This window comes from Streptomyces sp. NBC_00249 (assembly GCF_026342355.1).
Lineage (GTDB): Bacteria > Actinomycetota > Actinomycetes > Streptomycetales > Streptomycetaceae > Streptomyces.
The window spans coordinates 218,319-236,824 of record NZ_JAPEMV010000001.1 but is presented as its reverse complement, the minus strand read 5'-3'; the positions used below and the strand labels follow the sequence as shown (position 1 = coordinate 236,824).

The 18,506-nt window shown below is 74.8% G+C and carries 17 protein-coding genes; 6 read left to right on the top strand and 11 right to left on the bottom strand.

Going from position 1 to position 18,506, the window contains the following annotated elements:
- The first annotated feature begins 26 nt into the window (after window positions 1-26).
- The gene (locus tag OOK31_RS01120) at window positions 27-290 is read left to right on the top strand and encodes a hypothetical protein (protein WP_267010400.1); all 264 of its coding nucleotides are present in this window, start codon (window positions 27-29) and stop codon (window positions 288-290) included.
- A 79-nt stretch (window positions 291-369) separates the two neighbouring features.
- On the opposite strand, the gene katG is transcribed toward OOK31_RS01120, so the two are convergent.
- Both katG and OOK31_RS01110 read right to left on the bottom strand, forming a co-directional pair.
- Window positions 370-2,613, bottom strand: coding sequence for a catalase/peroxidase HPI (gene katG / locus OOK31_RS01115; protein ID WP_267010399.1), 2,244 nt, complete (start codon window positions 2,611-2,613; stop codon window positions 370-372).
- A 400-nt stretch (window positions 2,614-3,013) separates the two neighbouring features.
- Complete coding sequence (locus OOK31_RS01110) at window positions 3,014-3,919, bottom strand: LysR family transcriptional regulator (RefSeq protein WP_267010398.1); 906 nt, start codon at window positions 3,917-3,919, stop codon at window positions 3,014-3,016.
- A gap of 190 nt (window positions 3,920-4,109) precedes the next feature.
- On the opposite strand from OOK31_RS01110, the gene OOK31_RS01105 reads away from it, so the two are divergent.
- On the top strand, window positions 4,110-4,664 hold the full coding sequence (locus OOK31_RS01105) for a DUF6817 domain-containing protein (protein WP_267010397.1): 555 nt from the start codon (window positions 4,110-4,112) through the stop codon (window positions 4,662-4,664).
- Here OOK31_RS01105 and OOK31_RS01100 read toward each other — a convergent pair.
- Genes OOK31_RS01100 through OOK31_RS01090 form a run of 3 tightly spaced genes read right to left on the bottom strand, consistent with a single transcriptional unit; the run spans window position 4,661 to window position 7,784 of the window.
- The gene (locus OOK31_RS01100) at window positions 4,661-5,635 is read right to left on the bottom strand and encodes a DUF6183 family protein (RefSeq protein ID WP_267010396.1); all 975 of its coding nucleotides are present in this window, start codon (window positions 5,633-5,635) and stop codon (window positions 4,661-4,663) included. The two genes, OOK31_RS01105 and OOK31_RS01100, sit on opposite strands and share 4 nt — an antisense overlap.
- Before the next feature lie 6 nt (window positions 5,636-5,641).
- Window positions 5,642-6,487 carry an ATP-binding protein gene (locus OOK31_RS01095; RefSeq protein ID WP_267010395.1) on the bottom strand — a complete coding sequence of 282 codons (846 nt, stop codon included), beginning with the start codon at window positions 6,485-6,487 and terminating at the stop codon, window positions 5,642-5,644.
- A gap of 49 nt (window positions 6,488-6,536) precedes the next feature.
- Window positions 6,537-7,784: an MFS transporter gene (locus tag OOK31_RS01090; protein ID WP_267010394.1), complete on the bottom strand. Its 1,248-nt coding sequence runs from the start codon at window positions 7,782-7,784 to the stop codon at window positions 6,537-6,539.
- A 256-nt stretch (window positions 7,785-8,040) separates the two neighbouring features.
- On the opposite strand from OOK31_RS01090, the gene OOK31_RS01085 reads away from it, so the two are divergent.
- Window positions 8,041-10,452 carry a lysylphosphatidylglycerol synthase transmembrane domain-containing protein gene (locus OOK31_RS01085; RefSeq protein ID WP_267010393.1) on the top strand — a complete coding sequence of 804 codons (2,412 nt, stop codon included), beginning with the start codon at window positions 8,041-8,043 and terminating at the stop codon, window positions 10,450-10,452.
- Window positions 10,453-10,491: 39 nt separating this feature from the next.
- Here OOK31_RS01085 and OOK31_RS01080 read toward each other — a convergent pair whose 3' ends face one another.
- The 4 genes from OOK31_RS01080 to OOK31_RS01065 form a co-directional block, all read right to left on the bottom strand.
- Entirely contained in the window at window positions 10,492-10,752 is a 261-nt protein-coding gene (locus tag OOK31_RS01080) for a DUF6225 family protein (protein WP_267010392.1), read from the bottom strand.
- A gap of 72 nt (window positions 10,753-10,824) precedes the next feature.
- Window positions 10,825-11,958 (bottom strand): hypothetical protein, encoded by a 1,134-nt coding sequence (locus tag OOK31_RS01075; protein ID WP_267010391.1) that lies wholly within the window; start codon window positions 11,956-11,958, stop codon window positions 10,825-10,827.
- Between the two features lie 47 nt (window positions 11,959-12,005).
- On the bottom strand, window positions 12,006-13,016 hold the full coding sequence (locus OOK31_RS01070; protein ID WP_267010390.1) for a CU044_5270 family protein: 1,011 nt from the start codon (window positions 13,014-13,016) through the stop codon (window positions 12,006-12,008).
- Complete coding sequence (locus OOK31_RS01065; protein WP_267010389.1) at window positions 13,013-13,597, bottom strand: RNA polymerase sigma factor; 585 nt, start codon at window positions 13,595-13,597, stop codon at window positions 13,013-13,015. The genes OOK31_RS01070 and OOK31_RS01065 overlap by 4 nt, the downstream gene beginning before the upstream one ends.
- Before the next feature lie 119 nt (window positions 13,598-13,716).
- On the opposite strand from OOK31_RS01065, the gene lspA reads away from it, so the two are divergent.
- The 3 genes from lspA to OOK31_RS01050 all read left to right on the top strand — a co-directional run bounded on the left by lspA (window position 13,717) and on the right by OOK31_RS01050 (window position 17,441).
- On the top strand, window positions 13,717-14,205 hold the full coding sequence (gene lspA, locus OOK31_RS01060; RefSeq protein WP_267010388.1) for a signal peptidase II: 489 nt from the start codon (window positions 13,717-13,719) through the stop codon (window positions 14,203-14,205).
- Between the two features lie 113 nt (window positions 14,206-14,318).
- Entirely contained in the window at window positions 14,319-16,427 is a 2,109-nt protein-coding gene (locus tag OOK31_RS01055; protein ID WP_267010387.1) for a DnaJ C-terminal domain-containing protein, read from the top strand.
- 180 nt (window positions 16,428-16,607) lie between these two features.
- A complete protein-coding gene (locus OOK31_RS01050) occupies window positions 16,608-17,441 on the top strand; it encodes a hypothetical protein (RefSeq protein WP_267010386.1) in 834 nt (277 codons plus the stop codon).
- 82 nt (window positions 17,442-17,523) lie between these two features.
- On the opposite strand, the gene OOK31_RS01045 is transcribed toward OOK31_RS01050, so the two are convergent.
- Together OOK31_RS01045 and OOK31_RS01040 are read right to left on the bottom strand one after the other, a co-directional pair.
- Complete coding sequence (locus tag OOK31_RS01045) at window positions 17,524-17,760, bottom strand: chaplin (protein WP_267010385.1); 237 nt, start codon at window positions 17,758-17,760, stop codon at window positions 17,524-17,526.
- 89 nt (window positions 17,761-17,849) lie between these two features.
- Entirely contained in the window at window positions 17,850-18,419 is a 570-nt protein-coding gene (locus OOK31_RS01040) for a helix-turn-helix domain-containing protein (protein WP_267010384.1), read from the bottom strand.
- Window positions 18,420-18,506 lie beyond the last annotated feature (87 nt).

Genomic DNA, 18,506 nt, shown 5'->3' with positions numbered 1-18,506 from the left:
GAGCCGGAGAGGACAGGTGCGTGCGCATGCGTCCGTCGTCGCGTGTCCGCGGGGTGCTCGCCGGCCTGGTCCTGGGCCTCGTCGCCGTCGCGGTACCGCCGGCGGCCCACGCCGACATCCAGGCCTGCGAGAACCACGTCCAGGACGCGGGCGTCCCGGTCACGGACGCCGTCCGGACGGCCTGCTCCGTCGCCTTCGTGGGCGACCTGCCCGGCTGCGTCAGCACCCTGACCGGGGCGGGCATGACGGACGCCGCCGCGACCGGGGCGTGCCGACAGGCCCCCCGCTAGGGCCTGTCGTCAAACTCCCGTCTGCCCCGCGACGCCTGGCCCGGGGCCAGCCCGCACGGGCCGGCCCCGGGCCAGGCGGTCAGGCGAGGTCGAACCGGTCGAGGTTCATCACCTTGTCCCAGGCGGCGACGAAGTCCTCGACGAACTTCTCCTTCGCGTCGTCGCTCGCGTAGACCTCCGCGAGCGCGCGCAGCTCCGAGTTCGACCCGAAGACGAGGTCGGCGCGGGTGCCGGTCCACCTGACCTCGCCCGTCGCGGCGTCGCGGCCCTCGAAGGCGTGCGCGTCCTCGGACGTCGCCGACCAGGTCGTGCCCAGGTCGAGCAGGTTCACGAAGAAGTCGTTCGTCAGGGACCCGGGGGCCGTGGTGAGGACGCCGTGCGGCGACTGCTGGTGGTTCGCGCCCAGCACGCGCAGGCCGCCGACGAGGACGGTCATCTCGGGCGCGCTCAGGGTCAGCAGGTTCGCCCGGTCGAGCAGCAGGTACTCCGCCGGCAGGCGGTTGCCCTTGCCGAGGTAGTTGCGGAACCCGTCGGCCGCCGGTTCGAGCGCGGCGAAGGACTCCACGTCCGTCTGCTCCTGAGAGGCGTCCGCCCGGCCGGGGGTGAAGGGCACCTCGACGGTGAAGCCCGCGTCCTCGGCGGCCCGTTCGACGGCCGCGGCGCCCGCCAGCACGATCAGGTCGGCGAGCGAGATCCGCTTCGCGTCGCTCCGGGCACCGTTGAAGGCCTCCTGAATGCCCGTCAGGACGCGCAGGACGCCCGCCAGCTGGTCCGGGTCGTTGACCTGCCAGCCGCTCTGCGGCTGGAGGCGGATCCGCGCACCGTTGGCCCCGCCGCGCTTGTCACTGCCCCGGAACGAGGAGGCCGAGGCCCACGCCGTGGACACGAGCTGCGGCACCGTCAGGTCCGAGGCAAGGACCTGGGCCTTGAGGGCGGCGATGTCGGCGGCGTCGACGAGCGGGTGCGTCACCGGGGGCAGCGGGTCCTGCCACAGCAGCGTCTCGGCCGGCACCTCGGGGCCGAGGTAGCGCACGACCGGGCCCATGTCGCGGTGGGTCAGCTTGAACCAGGCGCGCGCGAAGGCGTCCGCGAACTCGGCGGGGTTCGCGTGGAAGCGCCGGGAGATCTCCTCGTAGGCCGGGTCGAACCGCAGCGACAGGTCGGTCGTCAGCATCGTCGGGGCGTGGCTCTTCGACGGGTCGTGGGCGTCGGGCACCGTGCCGGCCCCCGCGCCGTCCTTCGGCCGCCACTGGTTGGCCCCGGCGGGGCTCTGGAACAGCTCCCAGTCGTAGCCGAAGAGGATGTCGAAGAAGGTGTTGTCCCAGGTGATCGGGGTGTTCGTCCAGATGCCCTCGAGGCCGCTGGTGATGGCGTCCCCGCCCTTGCCGGTGCCGTACGTGCTCTTCCAGCCGAGGCCCTGCTGCTCCAGCGGGGCGGCCTCCGGGTCGAGGCCGACGCTCTCGGCGGGGCCCGCGCCGTGGGTCTTGCCGAAGGTGTGACCGCCCGCGATCAGAGCGACGGTCTCCTCGTCGTTCATCGCCATGCGGTGGAACGTCTCCCGGATGTCGCGGGCCGCGGCGATCGGGTCGGGGTTGCCGTTCGGGCCCTCCGGGTTGACGTAGATCAGGCCCATCTGGACCGCGCCGAGGGGATTCTCCAGCTCGCGGTCGCCGGTGTAGCGCGCGTCGTCGAGCCAGGTGGACTCCGGACCCCAGTAGACGTCCTCGTCGGGCTCCCACACGTCGGCGCGGCCACCGCCGAAGCCGAAGGTCTCGAAGCCCATGGACTCCAGGGCGACGTTGCCGGTGAGGATCATGAGGTCGGCCCAGGAGAGGCTCTGCCCGTACTTCTTCTTGACCGGCCACAGCAGGCGGCGGGCCTTGTCGAGGTTGCCGTTGTCCGGCCAGCTGTTGAGCGGGGCGAAACGCTGCTGGCCGGCTCCGGCGCCGCCGCGGCCGTCGCTGATCCGGTAGGTGCCGGCGCTGTGCCAGGCCATCCGGATCATGAACGGGCCGTAGTGGCCGAAGTCGGCGGGCCACCAGTCCTGCGAGGTGGTCAGCACCTCGGCGATGTCCCGCTTGACCGCCGGGAGGTCGAGCGCGGCGAAGGCCGCGGCGTAGTCGAACTCCGCGCCGAGGGGATTGGCCACGGCGGGGTTCTTGGCGAGGATCTTCAGGTTCAGGCGTTCGGGCCACCACTGGCGGTTGCCGCCGCCCTGGGTCGGGTGCGGGGCGCGCTCGTGCGCGACCGGGCAGCCGCCCGAACCCTGCGGTTCGGCGTCCGTGACGATGGCGTCGTGGTTCTGGTTTTGGTTCTCAGACATGGGAAATCCTTCCGGACCAGGCGGATCACGGGGCTGAGGAATTTCATGTGAGGAATGGCCGGGCTGCCGACGAACCCGATCCTATGGTGGACGCAATCCAAGTCAAGACGATCATCACGTCTGTATTCCACGCGCTCCCGGGCGTGCGCCGACAAGCCCCGGGCATGGTGCTGAACCCGAAGGGGCGAGTGGAGAACGGGGATGCGGCACGCCCACCGGAACCCCCACCGGCCCCTCGTCCCGGCCGCCTACCGGGGGCTGTGCCCGGCCTGCGCGCAGCCCCCGGCGGACGGGGAGCCCGCGAGCAGCGCCACGATCGCCGCGGCGGTCGCGGTGGCGGTCAGGCGGGCACGGCGCAGGGCGTGGCGGGCCGGCGCGGGGGAGGAGGCGGTGGCGCCGGTCAGCCCGGAGTCGCCCGGGTCGCGCAGGTACGGGCGACGGTGTCGGCGAAGGTCCGGGCCAGGGGGGAGAGCGCGTCCCAGCTCCGGACCGCCCACCCGGCCGACAGGACCGGGAGGGCGGGGATCGGGACCAGCCGCAGACCGCTGTGACGGGGGCCGAGCCAGCCGGGCAGGGCGGGGACGATCGCGCAGCCGAGGCCCAGCTCGGCCAGCAGGATCGCGGTGTCCCAGTCCGCGACGCTGGAGTCGAGGACCGGACGGACCTGCGCGTCCTGGAGCCAGTGGTCGAGATGGGACCGGGAGATCGAGTTCCCGGGCAGCCCGACGATCGCGAGGCCGTCGAGGTCCCCGGGGGCGATGCTCGCCCTCGCCGCGAGGGGGTGGTCCGCGCCGACCGCCAGCGCCCAGGGCAGTTCCACCACCGTCCGCTGGTCGATGCCCCGGACGACGGGCGCGCCGATGGTGATCCAGGCGAGGTCGACACCGCCGGAGGCGAGCGCCTCGAAGCAGCGCCGGGTGGAGTTCTCGGTCTCGAACTCCAGACTGACCTGCGGATGGCGCCGCCGGAACTCGACGATGGCGTCGGACATGAAGTGCCGGACCGTCGTCGCCCCCGTGGTGATCCGCACCGAACCGCCGTCGCCGCGTACCAGGGCCTCGATCTCCCGCAGGGCCCGGTCGATGCCGCCGAGGCCGTCCTCGACCGCGGCCCGCAGCAGGTGCCCGGCCTGGGTGGGCGCCACCCCCCGGGGATGCCGCTCCAGCAGGCTGAGGCCCAGCTCCCGCTCCAGGCGTTTCACGTGCTGGCTGACCGCCGACTGTGTGCACGACATGTCGCGCGCCACCGCGCTCAGCGATCCTGCCTTGCACACCGCGACGAAGAAACGAAGATCGTCAAGCGTCATGGACCCAAGCTACCGCTTGGGTCCATGCAACCAAACCCGAGGATTGACTTGGATCCTGGCCCCTGTGAGCATCGTTCTCGGGCCCAAGGGCGGCAACCCGGCAGGGGCCCGAGCGCTGTTCCGGACGGCCGCTCGGGCAACTGCCGGGTGTCGACCCGACCACCCCGCCCGCGAAGGAAGGACCCCCTCCATGCCCCTTCCGGCCGACCCCGAGCGCGAGGCGCTGCGGCTCCTGACCGAACTCGGCGCCGCGGACGCGCCGCACCCCGGCGGCACCCTCGGTGCCCACCTGCGCAGGGTGCACCGGCAACTCGAAGCCTGGCAGGCCCGTCCCGCGCTCCGGCTCGCCGGACTCTGCCACGCCTTCTACGGGACCGACGGGTTCGCCGTCGCACCGCTGCCGCTCACGCACCGCTCCCGGCTGGCCGAGGCGATCGGCGCCGAGGCCGAAGCGATCGTGTACCTCTACGCGAGCTGCGCGCGCGAGGCCTCGTACCCCACGCTCGCCGGCGCCGACCCGGCCTTCCACGACCGGTTCACCGGCCGTACGTTCACCCCGTCCCGGCGGCAGCGCGAGGACTTCGCGGAGCTGACCGCCGCCAACGAACTGGACATCGCCCGCGTCGACCCTGCCTTCCGCGAGAGGTGGGGAGCGGACCTCCTGGCCCTGTTCACCCGCCTGCGCCCCCTGCTGAGCGCGCGGGCGTGGCAGGACTGCGCGACGGTCCTCACGGAGACGGACTAGTAGTCCAGGACGGTCTTCGCCGCAGCGGCCATGCCCGCGTACATGGTGGCCATCTGGGCGTGGAGCATCGCCGCCGCGTGCTGCTCCGGGTGCTTGTCGAGCGCCCACTCCCGGAAGGCCTCTTCCGCGCTCTTGCGCTGCCGCCACGCCAACTCGTAGTACTCGGTCGCCTGCTTGTCGCTCATGCGTCCCATCGGTCCCCCTCGTAGCGCGTGTTCACGTCCGACGACGGGCCAGACTACGGACCGCACGAGGATCATGAAAACCCGGACGGCCGGGTCATCGCCGAACTCGCCGGTCTCCGGCGCCGAGAGGATGCTCTCGTGGCCCTCGACGGTCGTGATCTCCCGCAGCGGTGGGCGTTCCGCGGTCCGGGGCACCGGCGGGTCCACCCGGCCCTCGGCTCCGAGTCCGGTCCGCGCCCCGCCCGCGCGGCCGCCGTCGGCCGACCGGCGGGGGAAGGCCGCGCCGGCCTCGAACGGCCGCAGGTCCACCGGGAGCCACGACAGCGTGTGCCACTCGGGCCGGGCGGCCCGCCACATGCGCAGCGGCCACAGGGCGTCCATGTCGACGCCGCGCAGCAGGAGTTCGTGGAAGAGGCAGGCCCGGATCTCGTCGAGCCCGTCCCGCCGCGGGCGGTCGTAGAGGAGCTCGGCCAGATCGGCGGGCCGCTGCGCCTCGGCGAGGAGGGAGGCCACGGTGCGCGGATCCGTTCCCGAGCGTCCGAACGGGCCGTGCTCGTCGAAGAGCCGGACCAGCTCCGCGACGGAGTCCCGGCCGGGCGTCAGCGCGAGCGTCCACACCACCCGGGCGAGCCCCCGCGCGTACGCCCGTACCTCCTCCTCGGCGGCGGCGAGCCCTGCGGACAGCCGCCCGCCCAGCTCCCGTACGTACGCCACGTCGCCCCGCAGGGCACGCGGTCCGGCCTGTTCCCGCGCGAGCTTCTCCAGCCCGCTCGCTCCGTCGTTCACAACCGGTCACCCTATGGCCTGGGCCGTCGCGTGGCGGACGATGCTCGCGGCCTCCTCCGGGTGGTGCCCCAGCCAGTCCCACCGCAGGGCCACCTCGCAGGAGCCCGCCTCGAAACCGATGACGGTGGGGTGGACCGGCGCCGCCGGTTCCCCTTCGCGGGCGTCGAGGTGGGTGAGGAAGCCCCGGAGTCCGCCGTCACGGCGGTAGCGGACCGTGTTCCGGTCCGCCTCCGGGCGCTCGTCGGTCAGCGAGACGGTGAGCTCCCCGCACAGGTACGCCAACTCCCGTACGTGCCGTGCCAGGGCGGTGAAGGAGTGGGTCGTCGTCGTGAAGAGCTCGTCGTCGGCCCAGAGGGTGAGGGTGGTCCCGTGCGCGTCCGTCGCCTCCCGCCGCGCCGGCGGGGCGAGCGGAACCCCGCGCGCGTACTCCTGGGTCCACCGGAAGCCGTCGCGCCGCACCTCGGCGGTCAGCCGCCTCGACAGCCCGTTGACGACGGCGAGACCTGTGCCGCAGCTCCCTCTGGAGTCCGGGTAGCCGCCGCGCAGTTCGGTCAGTACGGACTCCAGCGCCGGTTCGCCGGACGTGGGCCCGGCCACGCCGACGGGCAGGCCCCGCCCGTCGTCGGCGACGCGCACGCCGCCGTCGGCGGTGAGAGTGACGTCGACAGCGGTGGCGTGTCCCGCGACCACCTCGGCGACCGCGTGCCCGACGACCTCCGCCACCAGGCGGAGCAGCCCGCCCGCACCGTCCGAGCCGACGTACATCCCGGGCCTCTTGCGCACCGCCTCCAGCCCCTCCAGCACCTGGATGTGGCCGACGCCGTACGGGACGCCGTCCGGACGACCGGTCATGAGATCCCCCTCCACGCGGTCCCGGGCACTGTAGTGCGCCCGGCCCTCCTCACGCGGCGGCCGCCTGCTCCTGCTTCAGCGGGCCGCCGGACCGCGTCCGCGCGGCGGCGTCCTGCCGGCGCTGTGCCCGGCGGACGGCGAGCGGCGCCGCCAGGCCCGTCAGCGCGAACAGGGCTCCGACCACGTACCAGCCGGGCCGGCCCCAGGTGATGCACAGGGCGATCAGCAGCGCGGGTCCGGCCGCCTCGGCCAGGCCCGCGCCGAGGCCGAAGACACCGAGGTACTGGCCGGTGGCCCGCTCCGGCGCGAGGGCGAAGGAGATCTCGAACCCGGCGGCGGAATGCCACAGCTCACCGATCGTGTGGACGGCGACCCCGGCCAGCAGGACCGTCGCGGCGGCCCAGCCCGGCAGGCCCGCGGCCAGCGAGATCAGCACGCAGGCCAGGAGGAAGGCGAAGCCGGAACGGCGGTAGGCGAACCCGCCGGCCGCGGGGGTCGCGATCCGGCGGCCGGCCCGCACCTGGCAGGTGACGACCATGACGGTGTTCAGCAGCATGGTGCCGGAGATCAGCCAGTGCGGGGCGGCGGTGGCCCCGATCAGCCACAGCGGGACGGCGACGGTCAGCACCTTGAACTGGATGGCCATGATGCCGTCCAGTGCGGTGAGCGCCAGGTAGGGCCGGTCCCGCAGCGCGATCCAGCGCGGCCCGCCCACGGCCGGCCCGGGTGCGACGGGCCGCAGCCGGAACACGATCAGCGCGGAGCCGGCGAAGGCGATGGCGTTCCCGACGACGAGGAGCTGGTAGGCGCTGTGGCTGCCGACCTGGACGGCCCAGCCCGCGAGCACGGCGCCCATCGAGATCCCGATGTTGGTCACGGCGCGCAGATAGGCGCGGAACTCCTGCGGCCGGGCCCCTCCGTGGTGCCGGATGAGCGGACCGCGCGCGGCCAGCCCGGCGCCCTTCGCCCCGGTCGCCACGCACACCACGAGCACGAACGGCCAGAAGCTGTCCGCGAGCAGGAAACCGGCCGTCGCCAGGGCCTGTACGGCGAGGGTGGCGGCGTAGACCCCGCGCGCGCCGCGGCGGTCGGCGAGGTGCCCGACGGCGATGCCCACCGCGAGCGAGAGCAGCCCGGCGATCCCGAGTCCGAGGCCCACCTGCGGGGCGGGCAGGCGGACCGCCTGGGTGAAGTAGAGCACCCCCGCGGTCAGGTAGAGGCCGCTGCCGACGGTGTGGACGAAGTTCGAGGCGGCGATGACGCGTTGCGGTCCCGTGTCGGGCAGCAGGTGCGGCATGAGGGCTCCACATCGCGGGGTGGGGAGTAAGGGCCCCTCATGGTGAGCGCAACTTACATGTATGGGCAAGGGGTTGGCCCGGGCCGCGTGCCGGCCGGAGCGGCCGGGGCGGGCGGGACCACCGGGGCGCAGGGCCCCGAGGCGGCCCGTGCGAGCATGACGTGTGTCAAGAGCGAAGCTGTCGAACAACCCCGGGACCGGGCCTCGGCCCGACGGTCCACTGCCCGAGCCGCCCGAGCCGCCCGAGGTGCCCGCGGTGCCCCAGCCCTCCGCGGCGCAGCCGCCGCGGTCCGCCGCCGTACGCCCCGACGAGCTGGTCCTCCCCGTACGGGCCCGCCGCCCCGAGGCGTTGGTTCGCGTCCTGCTCGGCGCGGCCCTAATGGCGGTCGTGTCCCTCCTGGCGGGCACCGCCCACGCGACCATGGACGGCCTCGACTCCGACATGGCCCACGGCGGCGACAGCGTGCCACCCCTGCTCCTGGCCGCCGCCCGGCACGCCGCCGCCCTCGCGCCGGCCCTGCTGCTGGCCGCATTCACGGCGCACGCGCTGCTCCGCCGCCGGATCCGGCGGATCGCCGCCGGTGCGGTCGCGGCCGTCCTCGCCCACGGGGCCGGCGAGCTCATGCTCCTGCTCGTCCCGCAGCGGCCCGCACTGCCCTTCGTGACCGCCGTGTTCGCCTTCGTCACCGCGACCGGGCTGGCCCGGCGGCCGCGCTGGCGGGCGGCGGCCGCCGCCGCGCTGGCCGTGTACCCCTTCCTGGCGCTGACCTCCGGCGACACCCGCGTCCTGGACCTCGCGCTGGCCGTGCTGACCGGATGGACGCTCGGGCACGGCACGAGGTACGCCCTGGGCAGCCCGACGGGTCGTACGACCGGCCAGGACCTGTTCGACAGCCTGGCCCGGTCCGGGCTGGCACCCGCCCGGGCGCACCGGGCCGCGGGCGGGCCCGCGCACGACACCCGCCGCCGCTACCTGGTCGGCCAGCACGACGGCCGGCCGGACCTCGACGTCGTCGTGGTGGACGTCCAGGACCGGGCCTCGGGCTTCGTCCACCAGGTCTGGCAGCGCGTACGGATACGCACGGCCCCCCGGACCAGAGGCCTCCAGCCCCTGCGCGCCCTCCTCGAACGCGAAGCCCTGCTGGCCTACGCCGCCCGGGCCGCCGGGGTACGCACCCGCAGCATCCTCGCCACCGCCGACCTGGGACCCGACGCCGCCCTCACCGTGTACGAGCACCTCGACGGCCGCGGACTCGACGAGCTGGCGGACGACGAACTCACCGACGGCCTGCTGCGCGCCGTCTGGACCCAGACGGCCCTGCTGCACCGCCGTCAGATAGCCCACCGCGCCCTGGTCGCGGAGTCCCTGCTCGTGGACGGCCGGGGCCGGGTCCACCTCGTCGGTCTGGAAGGCGGCGAGATCGCCGCCGGGGAACTGCTCCTGCGCATCGACATCGCCCAACTGCTGACCACCACCGCCCTGCGCGTCGGCCCGCACCGCGCGGTCGCCGCCGCGGCCGAGGTCATCGGCGCGGACCGGACCGCCACGGCCCTGCCCCTGCTCCAGCCCCTCGCCCTGTCCCGGCGCACGCGCGCCGCCCTCAAGGGCCTTCGCAAACGGCCCCGCCCGGCGGACACCACCCCGGCCCGGCGTCCCGTACCCGACCTGCTCGCCCAGCTCCGTGAGGAGATCCTGCGCACCCGCCCGCAGGCGGAGGCCGAGCCGGAGAAACTCGAACGCGTCCGCCCCCGCACGCTGATCACCCTGCTCGGCGGCGCCGCCGCCGGTTACGCCTTCCTGCTCCAGCTCTCCAGCGACGACGGGAACCCCCTCGCCGTCGTCGCCCAGGCGCGCCCCGGCTGGGTGGCCCTCGGGGCCCTCGCCTCCGCGGCGAGCTACCTGGCGGCCACCGTGGGCTTCGCCGGCTTCGTCCCCGAACGCCTCAGGCTCGGCCGGGCCGGGCTCGCGCAGGTCGCCGGATCCTTCGTCAACCTCGTCTCGCCCAGCGGCCTCGGCGGGCTCGCCCTCAACGTGCGCTTCCTGCAGTGCGCCGGGATCCCGACGCCGCTGGCACTGTCCAGCATCGGCGTCACCCAGGCCGCCGGCCTGATCCTGCACACGCTGCTGGTGGTCCTCTTCACCTGGCTCGCCAGCAGTACGTACGACTCCCCGCTGCCCTCCGGCGCCACCCTCACGAGCTGCTTCCTGGTGCTCGCCGTCCTGGTCGCCGCCGTCCTGGCGCTGCCCGTGGCGCGGCGGTGGCTGGCCGTGCGGCTGCGCCCGCTGCTGAGCGACGTGCTCCCCAGGCTCTTGGACCTGCTGCGCGACCCGCTCAAGCTCACGGCGGGCGTCGTGGGGCAGCTGCTGATCTCCCTGATGTCCGTGGCCTGCCTGTACTGCTGCGCGCTCGCCTTCGGCCAGCACCCCGACTTCGCGGCCGTCGCGGTCGCCAACCTCGTCGGGGTCGCCGTCGGCTCCGCCGTCCCGACGCCGGGCGGTGTCGGGGGCGTGGAGGCCGCGCTGGCCTTCGCCCTGGAGAAGATCACCGGGATGCCCGAGGGCAGCGCGATCGCACCGGTCCTGCTGTTCCGGCTGCTGACCTTCTGGCTGCCGGTCCTGCCCGGCTGGCTGGCCTTCGTCTGGCTCCAGCGGAACAAGGCGATCTGACGGCGCGGCCGCGCCGCGGCCGCCGCCGTCGAAGGCCCGTCAGTCGGCGTCGAGGTGGTACGCGCCGGCGGTGGCGTCGGCGAAGAGGGTGAACTGCACGGCGGGCGGCCCCGACGCGTCGTCGGTGTCCAGCTCCACCGGTTCCGCGTCCACGAGTACGTACTCGCCGTACCCTTCGAAGTCGCCCGGGGCGTCACAGACTCCGATGTGGATCGGGGTGTCGTCCGCCAGGCCCGCCAGTGCTTCACGAAGGCGCCCGGCGGTCCAGACGCTCGGAGTGTGGTCGAACATCTCAGCCATGCCAGCGAGGCTAGGGCCACCGGGCACCGAACGGTCCGCGCCGCGCCGCAGGCAGCACCCTGTCGGGCGCGGTCAGCCGTCGAAGCGGCGCCAGTCGACGGCGAGGCCGGCCAGCGGGGCCAGGGCGCCGCGGTGGCTCGCGCCGGCCCAGACCTCGAACTCCTCCCCGTCCTCGGTGCCGACCTGCACGACGAGCCCGGGGGCCACGTAGAAGCGGGTGGGGACCCAGGGCCAGAAGGGGCGCAGCGGTACGGGGTGCAGGGCGCGGGTCAACTGCTCGGCCCGGTCGGCGGTCAGGCGCCGGGGCAGGGCCAGGTAGTCGGCCGTCATGGACGCCTCGAAGAGGGAGAACTGGAGCAGGAAGCCGCTCAGCGGTTCCTGTTCGGCGACCGGCGGCTCGCCGGGCTCGCGGAACCAGACGGTCGGATCGGCCTCGGGCCCGTCCAGCGTCCACAGCAGCGACCAGAAGAAGCCGCCCTGGTTCTCGACGCCGAAGACGAGCATCTCCCCGAGCGCGTCGGTGTGCACCTCCGGCGGGGGCAGGATGCGGTTCTGGCCCCCGAGGACGGCCGGCCGGTGCCGTGCGAGCCGGTGGAGCTGCCTCAGCCCGTCGGGCAGGGGCACGGCGGATCCGGTGGCGGGCGGTCCGGGGGCGCGGGGGGCGGCGGGGACGGCGGGGTACCAGCCGGTGAGGAACTCCTCCAGGGCCTTCGCGCGGTCACCGTCGACATGGCCGAGCCACCCCAGCCCCGGCAGGCCCACCGGGGGCAGCGGCGGCCGCACCCGGTCGAGGAGGTCCCTGCCGAGGGGGGTCGCCAGGAGCAGCGCACAGTCGGTGAGCACGCCGTCGGCGGTTCCGCCCCGGCTCACCCGGGCGGTGCCCAGGTACAGGAGCTCCGCCCCGGTGCGGACCGCGACGTGGACCGGCAACGCCCGGGCGTCCGTACCCCAGGGCGCCCCGAGGAGGCGCTCGGTGACCGGTGCCGGCGCCGGGCCGAGCAGTCGGACCTCCACCGCGTTCCACACGCCGCTCCGGGACGGTACGTCGCCCGCCTCCACGACGACCGCCGTCCCGGCCGGGCCGAGCAGGACGCGGGCGCCGCCCACGGTGAAGGGACCCGCCGTGTCCGGACCGCCGACGAGCGCGGACAGCCAGGGCTCCTCGACCGCCCGCCCCGGGGCCACGGCAGGAACCTGATCAGTCATGCCCGCATCATCCTCGACGGCGGGCGCAGCCCCGACCCGGGGGTGGCCTACCCCTTCGGCGGCTGGCCGGCCCGGTCGGTGACGCCGCGTCCGGTGATGGCCACCGAGGTCACGGCCGTCCCTGCCTTCCCCCAGGCACTGTCCCGCAGGGTCACGGTGCGTTCGCCGAGCAGGCGCAGACTGTCCCTGTCGAAGATCCATTCGGTGCGCTCGCCCTTGTGGACGCGGGCGACCGCGACGCCCGTCCGTCCGGCGGCGTCGGTCGCCTCGGGGACGAGGACGACTCCGGGGATGCGGGCGGCCGCCCGGTAGAGGGCCGCGCTCACACCGGGCGGGGCCTCCATGCTCCGCAGCAGGTCGCCGATCGTGACGAAGGCTCCCTGATCGGGGCCGGTGGTGGAACCGGTGCCGGCGCCGTGGTTCGGGCGGGTGTCGGCGTAGATCACCTCCAACAGCCGGGCGGGGTCGGTCGGGAGGGATTCCAGGAACCGGTAGGTGGGGCCGTTCAGGGTGGGTTCGGCCTTGCCGTTCACGGGAGCGGTCCAGTCGCCGCTCGCGGTGCGCGCGAGGGTGCCGGCCGATCCGTCGACGGACACCCACCGCTCGGCGGACGCGTCCGAGGGCGAAGCCTCCATCCCTCCGCCCGGGGTCTCGGTCAAGGTGGTGGAGTGCCCGGTCGTCCGCGTGTACAGGAACTGGTCGTCGCGGACGGCAGGGGCCGGTTCCCGCTGCGCCGCGAGGGCTACGCGGTCCAGGAGCCGTACGGCGTCCGGCTGGGGCGGCGCCGCCGACGGGTGTCCGCCGGGCCCGCCCGCTCCGAGGCCGACGGCGACGGCCGTCGCCGCGACGGCGGCCGCGGCGGAGAGGGCCAGGACCAGGGCGCGGCGCGGCCGGGCGCGGGCGGGGGAGGCCCCGTCGGCGGCCGCTTCGCGCATCAGGTGCTCCCTCAGGCGGTGGTGCCCGGGGAAGGGCAGGTCCGTGTCGTCGAGCCCGGGCAGGCTCCGGAGGGTCTGCGCGTCCTCGGACGGGCCGGTGCGGGGGTGGTCGGCGGAGTTCACAGGGTTCCCTTCCGGGCGGTACGGGGGGCCGGGGCGGGGGTCGGCGCCGGGCCTTCGGGGCTTCGGCGGGCTTCGGCGAGCCGGGCGGCGGTGAGCTCGCGCAGGCGGGCGCGGGCCCGGGACAGCCGCGAGCGCACGGTGCCCACGGGCACGCCGCACGCCCGCGCCACCTCGTCGTGGCTGAGGCCCGACCACACGTGCAGCAGGATCGCCTCACGGTCCGCCCGGCGCAGCCGGTCCAGGACGGCGAGCGCCGCGGCGGCCCGGGCCGTGTCCGTGATGCGGGAGACGACCGCGTCCGCCGGGTCGGGCACGGCGGCGGGCGGGGGCAGCCTCGACATCGCCACCCGGTGGCGGCGCGCCGTCCGGCGGGTGTTGCGCATGACGTTCGTGGCGATGCCGAGGAGCCATCCCCGATGGCTGGTGACGGTGTCGAGGGTGCCGCGCAGGCGCCAAGCCTCGAGGAAGGTGAGGGACACGACGTCCTCGGCCCCGGCACGGTCGGCGGTCATGCGGAAGGCATGCGCGTACACGGCCCGGGCATGGGCGTCGTAGAGGTCCGCGAACAGTTGGTGGTCCACGCCCGGTAGTGTCCGCAGCCCCCGCCGCGTTGCACGTGATCTACGTCACCACCGCGGGCGGAAGTGGATCAGCCCCGAGGCGGATCCCGCCCCACCGGGGCGTGTTGCAGAATGCCGCCATGTACCTGATCACCTCCCCGGCCCGGTGGCGCACCGTCCTCGCGCTGGGCGCCGCCGCCCTCGCCGCGGCCGACCTCGCCCTGAAGGCCTGGGCCGAGGACGCGCTCGCCCAGGCGCCGGTCGGTCCCGGATTCGCCCAACTGCGCCTGGCCCACAACTCCGGAGTCGCCTTCTCCATGGGGGCCGAACTCCCCGCCTGGACGGTGATCGGCTTCACCGGCCTGATCACCGCCGCGCTCGCCGTCCTCGCCTGGCGTACGGCGGCCCGCTCGCAGGCCACGGCCGCGGCGCTCGCCGTGGTCCTCGCGGGCGCCGCCGCGAACCTGGTCGACCGTGCGGCCCACGGCGCGGTGACGGACTACCTGCACACCGGCTGGTGGCCCACCTTCAACCTCGCCGACGTGTTCGTGTGCTGCGGCGGCCTGGCCGTCGTCGCCCTGTCCTGGCGCCACCCGGCCCCCGCGCCGCAGGCCACGACGGCCCCGTAGAACGGCGTCAGGCAGACTGGACGGACCCCTCTCCGGCGCCCGGAGCGCTGCGGCTACGCTGTGCAGTCGCTTGACGCCGCGTCACCACGCGGCCCGGGGTGAACGGGGGGTACGTGGAGGACTTGGAGCCGCAGGATCCGCGCGAGGTCGGCGGATACCAGGTGGTGCGCAGGCTCGGCGCGGGTGGCATGGGCCGGGTCTACCTGGCCCGCGACGAGGGCGGGCAGCAGCACTTCGCGGTCAAGGTGGTGCATCCGGCGCTCGCGGGCGACCGCGTGCACCGCGAGCGCTTCGCCCGCGAGGTGCGGGCGGCGTGGAAGGTGCGCGGCCCCGGCGTGGTGCCCGTCCTGGCGGCGGACCCGCACGCGGACGTGCCCTGGCTGGCGGCCGCGTACGTGGCCGGACCGAACCTGGGGCAGGCCGTCGCCGAGCACGGGCCGCTGCCCGGGTACAGCTGGTGGCTGCTCGCGCGGGGGCTGACGGAGGCCCTGCACGGCGTGCACCGCGCCGGGGTGATCCACCGTGACCTCACCCCGGGCAACGTGCTGCTCGACCAGACCCGGCCGTGGCTGATCGACTTCGGCATCGCCCGCGCGGCCGACGAGAGCGGCCTCACCCGGGGCGGAGCCATCGGCACGCTGCGCTACATGGCGCCCGAACGCCAGCTCGGCCACGAGGCGACCCCCGCCTCGGACGTCTTCGCACTGGGCGCCGTCCTGGCGTACGCGGGCACGGGCCACCACGCGTACGGGCCCAGCACGGTGAACAGCGCGCCGCTGCTCGGCTCCCTCGAACCGCACCAGAGGTCGCTGGTCCTGGCCTGCCTCGACCCCACGCCGCACGCCCGCCCCTCGCTGACGGACCTGCTGCGGCGGATCGACGGTCGGCGGAGCGCCGCCGGGCCGCAGGACGTGACCGTACCGGTGGGGGAGCCGTGGCTGCCGAGGGACATCGCGGCCGACATCGTCGCGCGCATCCAGCGGCTCCAGCAGCTCGACGCCGGGAAAGGGGCGCGGCGCGGGGAGCGGCAGGCGCGCACGACGACCCGTACGAGGACAAGAGCCCAGGACCGGACGGCCCGGACCCGCGTCGGCGCGCCGCCCTGGGAGCCCCGCACCGGACAGCGGGACGACGGCCCCGGGGCAGCCGCCCGGCCGCCGCGCGTCCTGACCGCCCTGCAGCGCAGCACCCCGACGGGCCTGTCCCGCCAGGACCTGCGGCTGCTGTGGCGGGAACGCGCCCTGGGCCGCCACCTGTTCGCCGACGGCACGGGCACCGCCCCCGGGCGCGGGCCGGACCGTACGCTCGTCCTGCCCCTCGGCACCGACGAGGCCACCCGAGGCACGGTCACCCGGATGACCGTCGACCAGCCCTGCTTCGGCTGCGGGGGCACGGGCGCCGCCCCCGACAGCGGCCCCGCACGGCGCTGCCCCGCCGGCTGCCTCACCGGCTTCCGCGCCGGCAGCCGGGGCATCTGCCCGGCCTGCGACGGCCGTACGGCACTGCCCCGCACCCCCTGCCCCGCCTGCGACGCGGGCCGGGTCCCCTGCACCGTGGACGTGCGCGTCCCCGCCGGGGTCGCCGAGGGGCAGCGGCTGCGCGTCACCGGCAAGGGCGAGCCCGGGCGCCACGGCGGGCTGCCGGGCGACCTGTATCTGACCGTCACCTTCCGCGGGGCCAAGGTCGCCACCTCGGCGACCACCGTGGACGACGGCCCGGAGTACCGGCGCGCCCTGCGCGCCCGCCGCCGTTTCCTCCAGCTGCGCCCGCCGACCCCGCACCGGCCCGGGGCGGACCGGGAGCAGGAGCTCCGGCTGTGGCCCCGGGCGGCCCTCACCGGGGCGGTCCGGGAGGTCACCGCCGCGCGCTACGTCACCTGCGGGCAGTGCGGCGGCGGGGGCGTCCCCGCCGAACGGCTGCGCACCGTCGCCTGGTACCGCTGCGAGCCCTGCCGCGGCGCCGGCCACGTACGGGGACTGGACCACTGCCTGGGCTGCCTGGGGCTGGGCTCGGTCACCCCGACCCCCTGCCCGGGCTGCGAGGGGCGCGGTGTGGCGCTCACCCGGGAGAGGTTCAAGGTGGCGGTGCGGGGCGGTGTGAAGCAGGGGGACCGCATCCGGGTCACCGGGAAGGGCGACGCGGGCGCCATGTCCGGTTCCACGGGAGACCTCTACCTGCGCGTCAGGATCCGGTCCTCCGCCCTGCGTCGCGGAGCCGTCTGACGGCCTGCGGTCCGTCCTGCGGTCCGTTCCGCGTGAGGTGGATCACACCCTCATTCTCGTCTCTATGACGATAATCGTGATGTGGGCATGGTCAAATGGGCTGGCGCGCGCCCGGTGACCAGGTCCGGTGACGATGCCGGACCCTCGGGCGTACGCGAATCACCTTCCGGAGAGATCGAATTGACCAACCGTCAGCGTCTGACCGCGCAGGCGAGCGCCCTGCCCAACCCTCTGTCGGCGGCCCGGGCCCTGACCGGCACCGCCGCCGGGGACCGCATCGAGGACCCGGTCATCGCCGTGATGCAGCGCGTCCGCACGGGCCTGGGGCTGGTGGCCACCCTCTGGCTCCTGCTGGCCTACCCCCTGCGCGAGGGGCGCCAGGACTTCGTGCTCGGCAAGCTGGAGGAGCTGCTCATCGGCTGCGCCATCGTCGTGGCGGCCGCCGTGATCGGCGTCGGCGTCTGCGTCCTGTCGGCCCGGCCGCCCCTGCGGGGCATGTACGCGCGCCGCCTCGGCGGCCCGCTGACGGCGCTCGGGGCGCTGCCGCTCGGCGCCGGGGTGGTCTGGCTGCTGTGGGCCGTCCTGCGCGGGGACTTCAACGACATGGTGGAGATCGGCCCGCACGACATCACCTTCGGCCTCTTCGGCAGCTTCCTGGGCACGATCTTCACCGGACTGCTGATCGGCCTGCTGTTCGTACTGGCCACCATCGCCTGCGCCGCCGCCCTCGTCGCGGCCGTGCTCTTCACCCTGGCCGCCGCCGTCACCGGCCTGAACTCCGGCTTCCGCACGGGGGAGGTGCACGAGCTGCTGCCGGCCCTGATCGCGCCGCTGCTCGTCTGGTCCCTGTACTGCTTCCAGCTCTTCGACGGCCCGGACGTGGCCGCACCGCCCGTCGTGCTCTACGCCTTCTCGCTCGGCGCCCCGCTGTCGGTGACGGCCCTGTCCCTGTGGGAGATCCGGCGCCTGCGCACCCGGTACGGGGTGCACCTGCGCTCGCTGCTCGGCCGCTGAGCCCCGCCCGGCGGGCCGGCCGCCGTCCCGCCCGGAGAGGTGCTCCGGGGCGGGACGGCGGCCGGCTTCAGCCGTCCTGGGATCAGGTGTTGACGCAGACGTTGCCGAGCGTCGGGTTGAGCAGGCCGATGATGTTGACGCTGTTGCCGCACACGTTGATCGGAATGTGGATGGGCGCCTGGATGACGTTGCCGGACAGGACGCCGGGGGAGCCGACGGCCAGCCCCTCGGCGTGGGCGTCGGCGACGGCGGCACCAGAGGCGCCCAGGATGCCGGCCGCGGCCAGGACGGTGGCGGCGATCGCGGTTCGAATGCGCATGTCACTCCAAGGTAGATGACGGAACGTCGAAGCAGGATCACACCGCCCCCGGGGCCCTGAGCCCGGGCATTCACCTGACCACCGGCGTGTCACGGACAGGCGATGACGAGGAGCGTCCGCGCCGCGTCCGGGCCCGACAGGCGGCAGCGGTGCGGGACTTCACCGCGGTGGTGCGCGCTCTGGCCCGCCCGCAGGGTCAACGGCTCCTCGCCCTCCACCTCCAGGACGACCTCGCCCTCCAGGACGTACAGGAAGTCCTCGCCGGGGTGTTCGAACCAGCCCCGTTCGCCCTGGCCGGGCTCGAAGTGGTGCTCGTACGCCTCCATCAGGGAGCTGCGTCCGCCCGGGATGAGCACCCGCGCGAGCTGGCCCGCGGCCTCGTTCACCCGGATCACCTGCGGGTCGCTCTCGTGGCTGACCGCGCCCGGCCGTTCGGGGGGCCGCAGGAAGGTGCCGGGGGTGACGTCCAGCGCCTCGGCGATCCGGTAGATGGAGCTGAGGCTGGGCGTGGCGAGCCCGCGCTCCAGCTGGCTGAGGAAGGGCTGGGAGAGGCCCGAACGGGTGGCGAGTACGGCCATGGAGACGCCGCGCTGTTTGCGGCAGCCCCGGATCACCCGCCCGACCTCGATCGCCTCGGGCGTGGGTTCGGATCGTGACACGCACGTGAACGTACCCCATCGCCTTCCGGCGCTCCCGGGGCCCCCGGAGAGGTTTCGCACCGCTGCAACACTCCCGTCATAAGCGTG

Coding starts and splice junctions, on each gene's coding strand:
- OOK31_RS01080 (WP_267010392.1), bottom strand. CDS start 10,752: ATGGCTGAGATGTTCGACCACACTCCGAGCGTCTGGACCGCCGGGCGC.
- OOK31_RS01045 (WP_267010385.1), bottom strand. CDS start 17,760: ATGCGCATTCGAACCGCGATCGCCGCCACCGTCCTGGCCGCGGCCGGC.
- OOK31_RS01120 (WP_267010400.1), top strand. CDS start 27: ATGCGTCCGTCGTCGCGTGTCCGCGGGGTGCTCGCCGGCCTGGTCCTG.
- lspA (WP_267010388.1), top strand. CDS start 13,717: ATGTACCTGATCACCTCCCCGGCCCGGTGGCGCACCGTCCTCGCGCTG.
- OOK31_RS01110 (WP_267010398.1), bottom strand. CDS start 3,919: ATGACGCTTGACGATCTTCGTTTCTTCGTCGCGGTGTGCAAGGCAGGA.
- OOK31_RS01105 (WP_267010397.1), top strand. CDS start 4,110: ATGCCCCTTCCGGCCGACCCCGAGCGCGAGGCGCTGCGGCTCCTGACC.
- OOK31_RS01090 (WP_267010394.1), bottom strand. CDS start 7,784: ATGCCGCACCTGCTGCCCGACACGGGACCGCAACGCGTCATCGCCGCC.
- OOK31_RS01075 (WP_267010391.1), bottom strand. CDS start 11,958: ATGACTGATCAGGTTCCTGCCGTGGCCCCGGGGCGGGCGGTCGAGGAG.
- katG (WP_267010399.1), bottom strand. CDS start 2,613: ATGTCTGAGAACCAAAACCAGAACCACGACGCCATCGTCACGGACGCC.
- OOK31_RS01095 (WP_267010395.1), bottom strand. CDS start 6,487: ATGACCGGTCGTCCGGACGGCGTCCCGTACGGCGTCGGCCACATCCAG.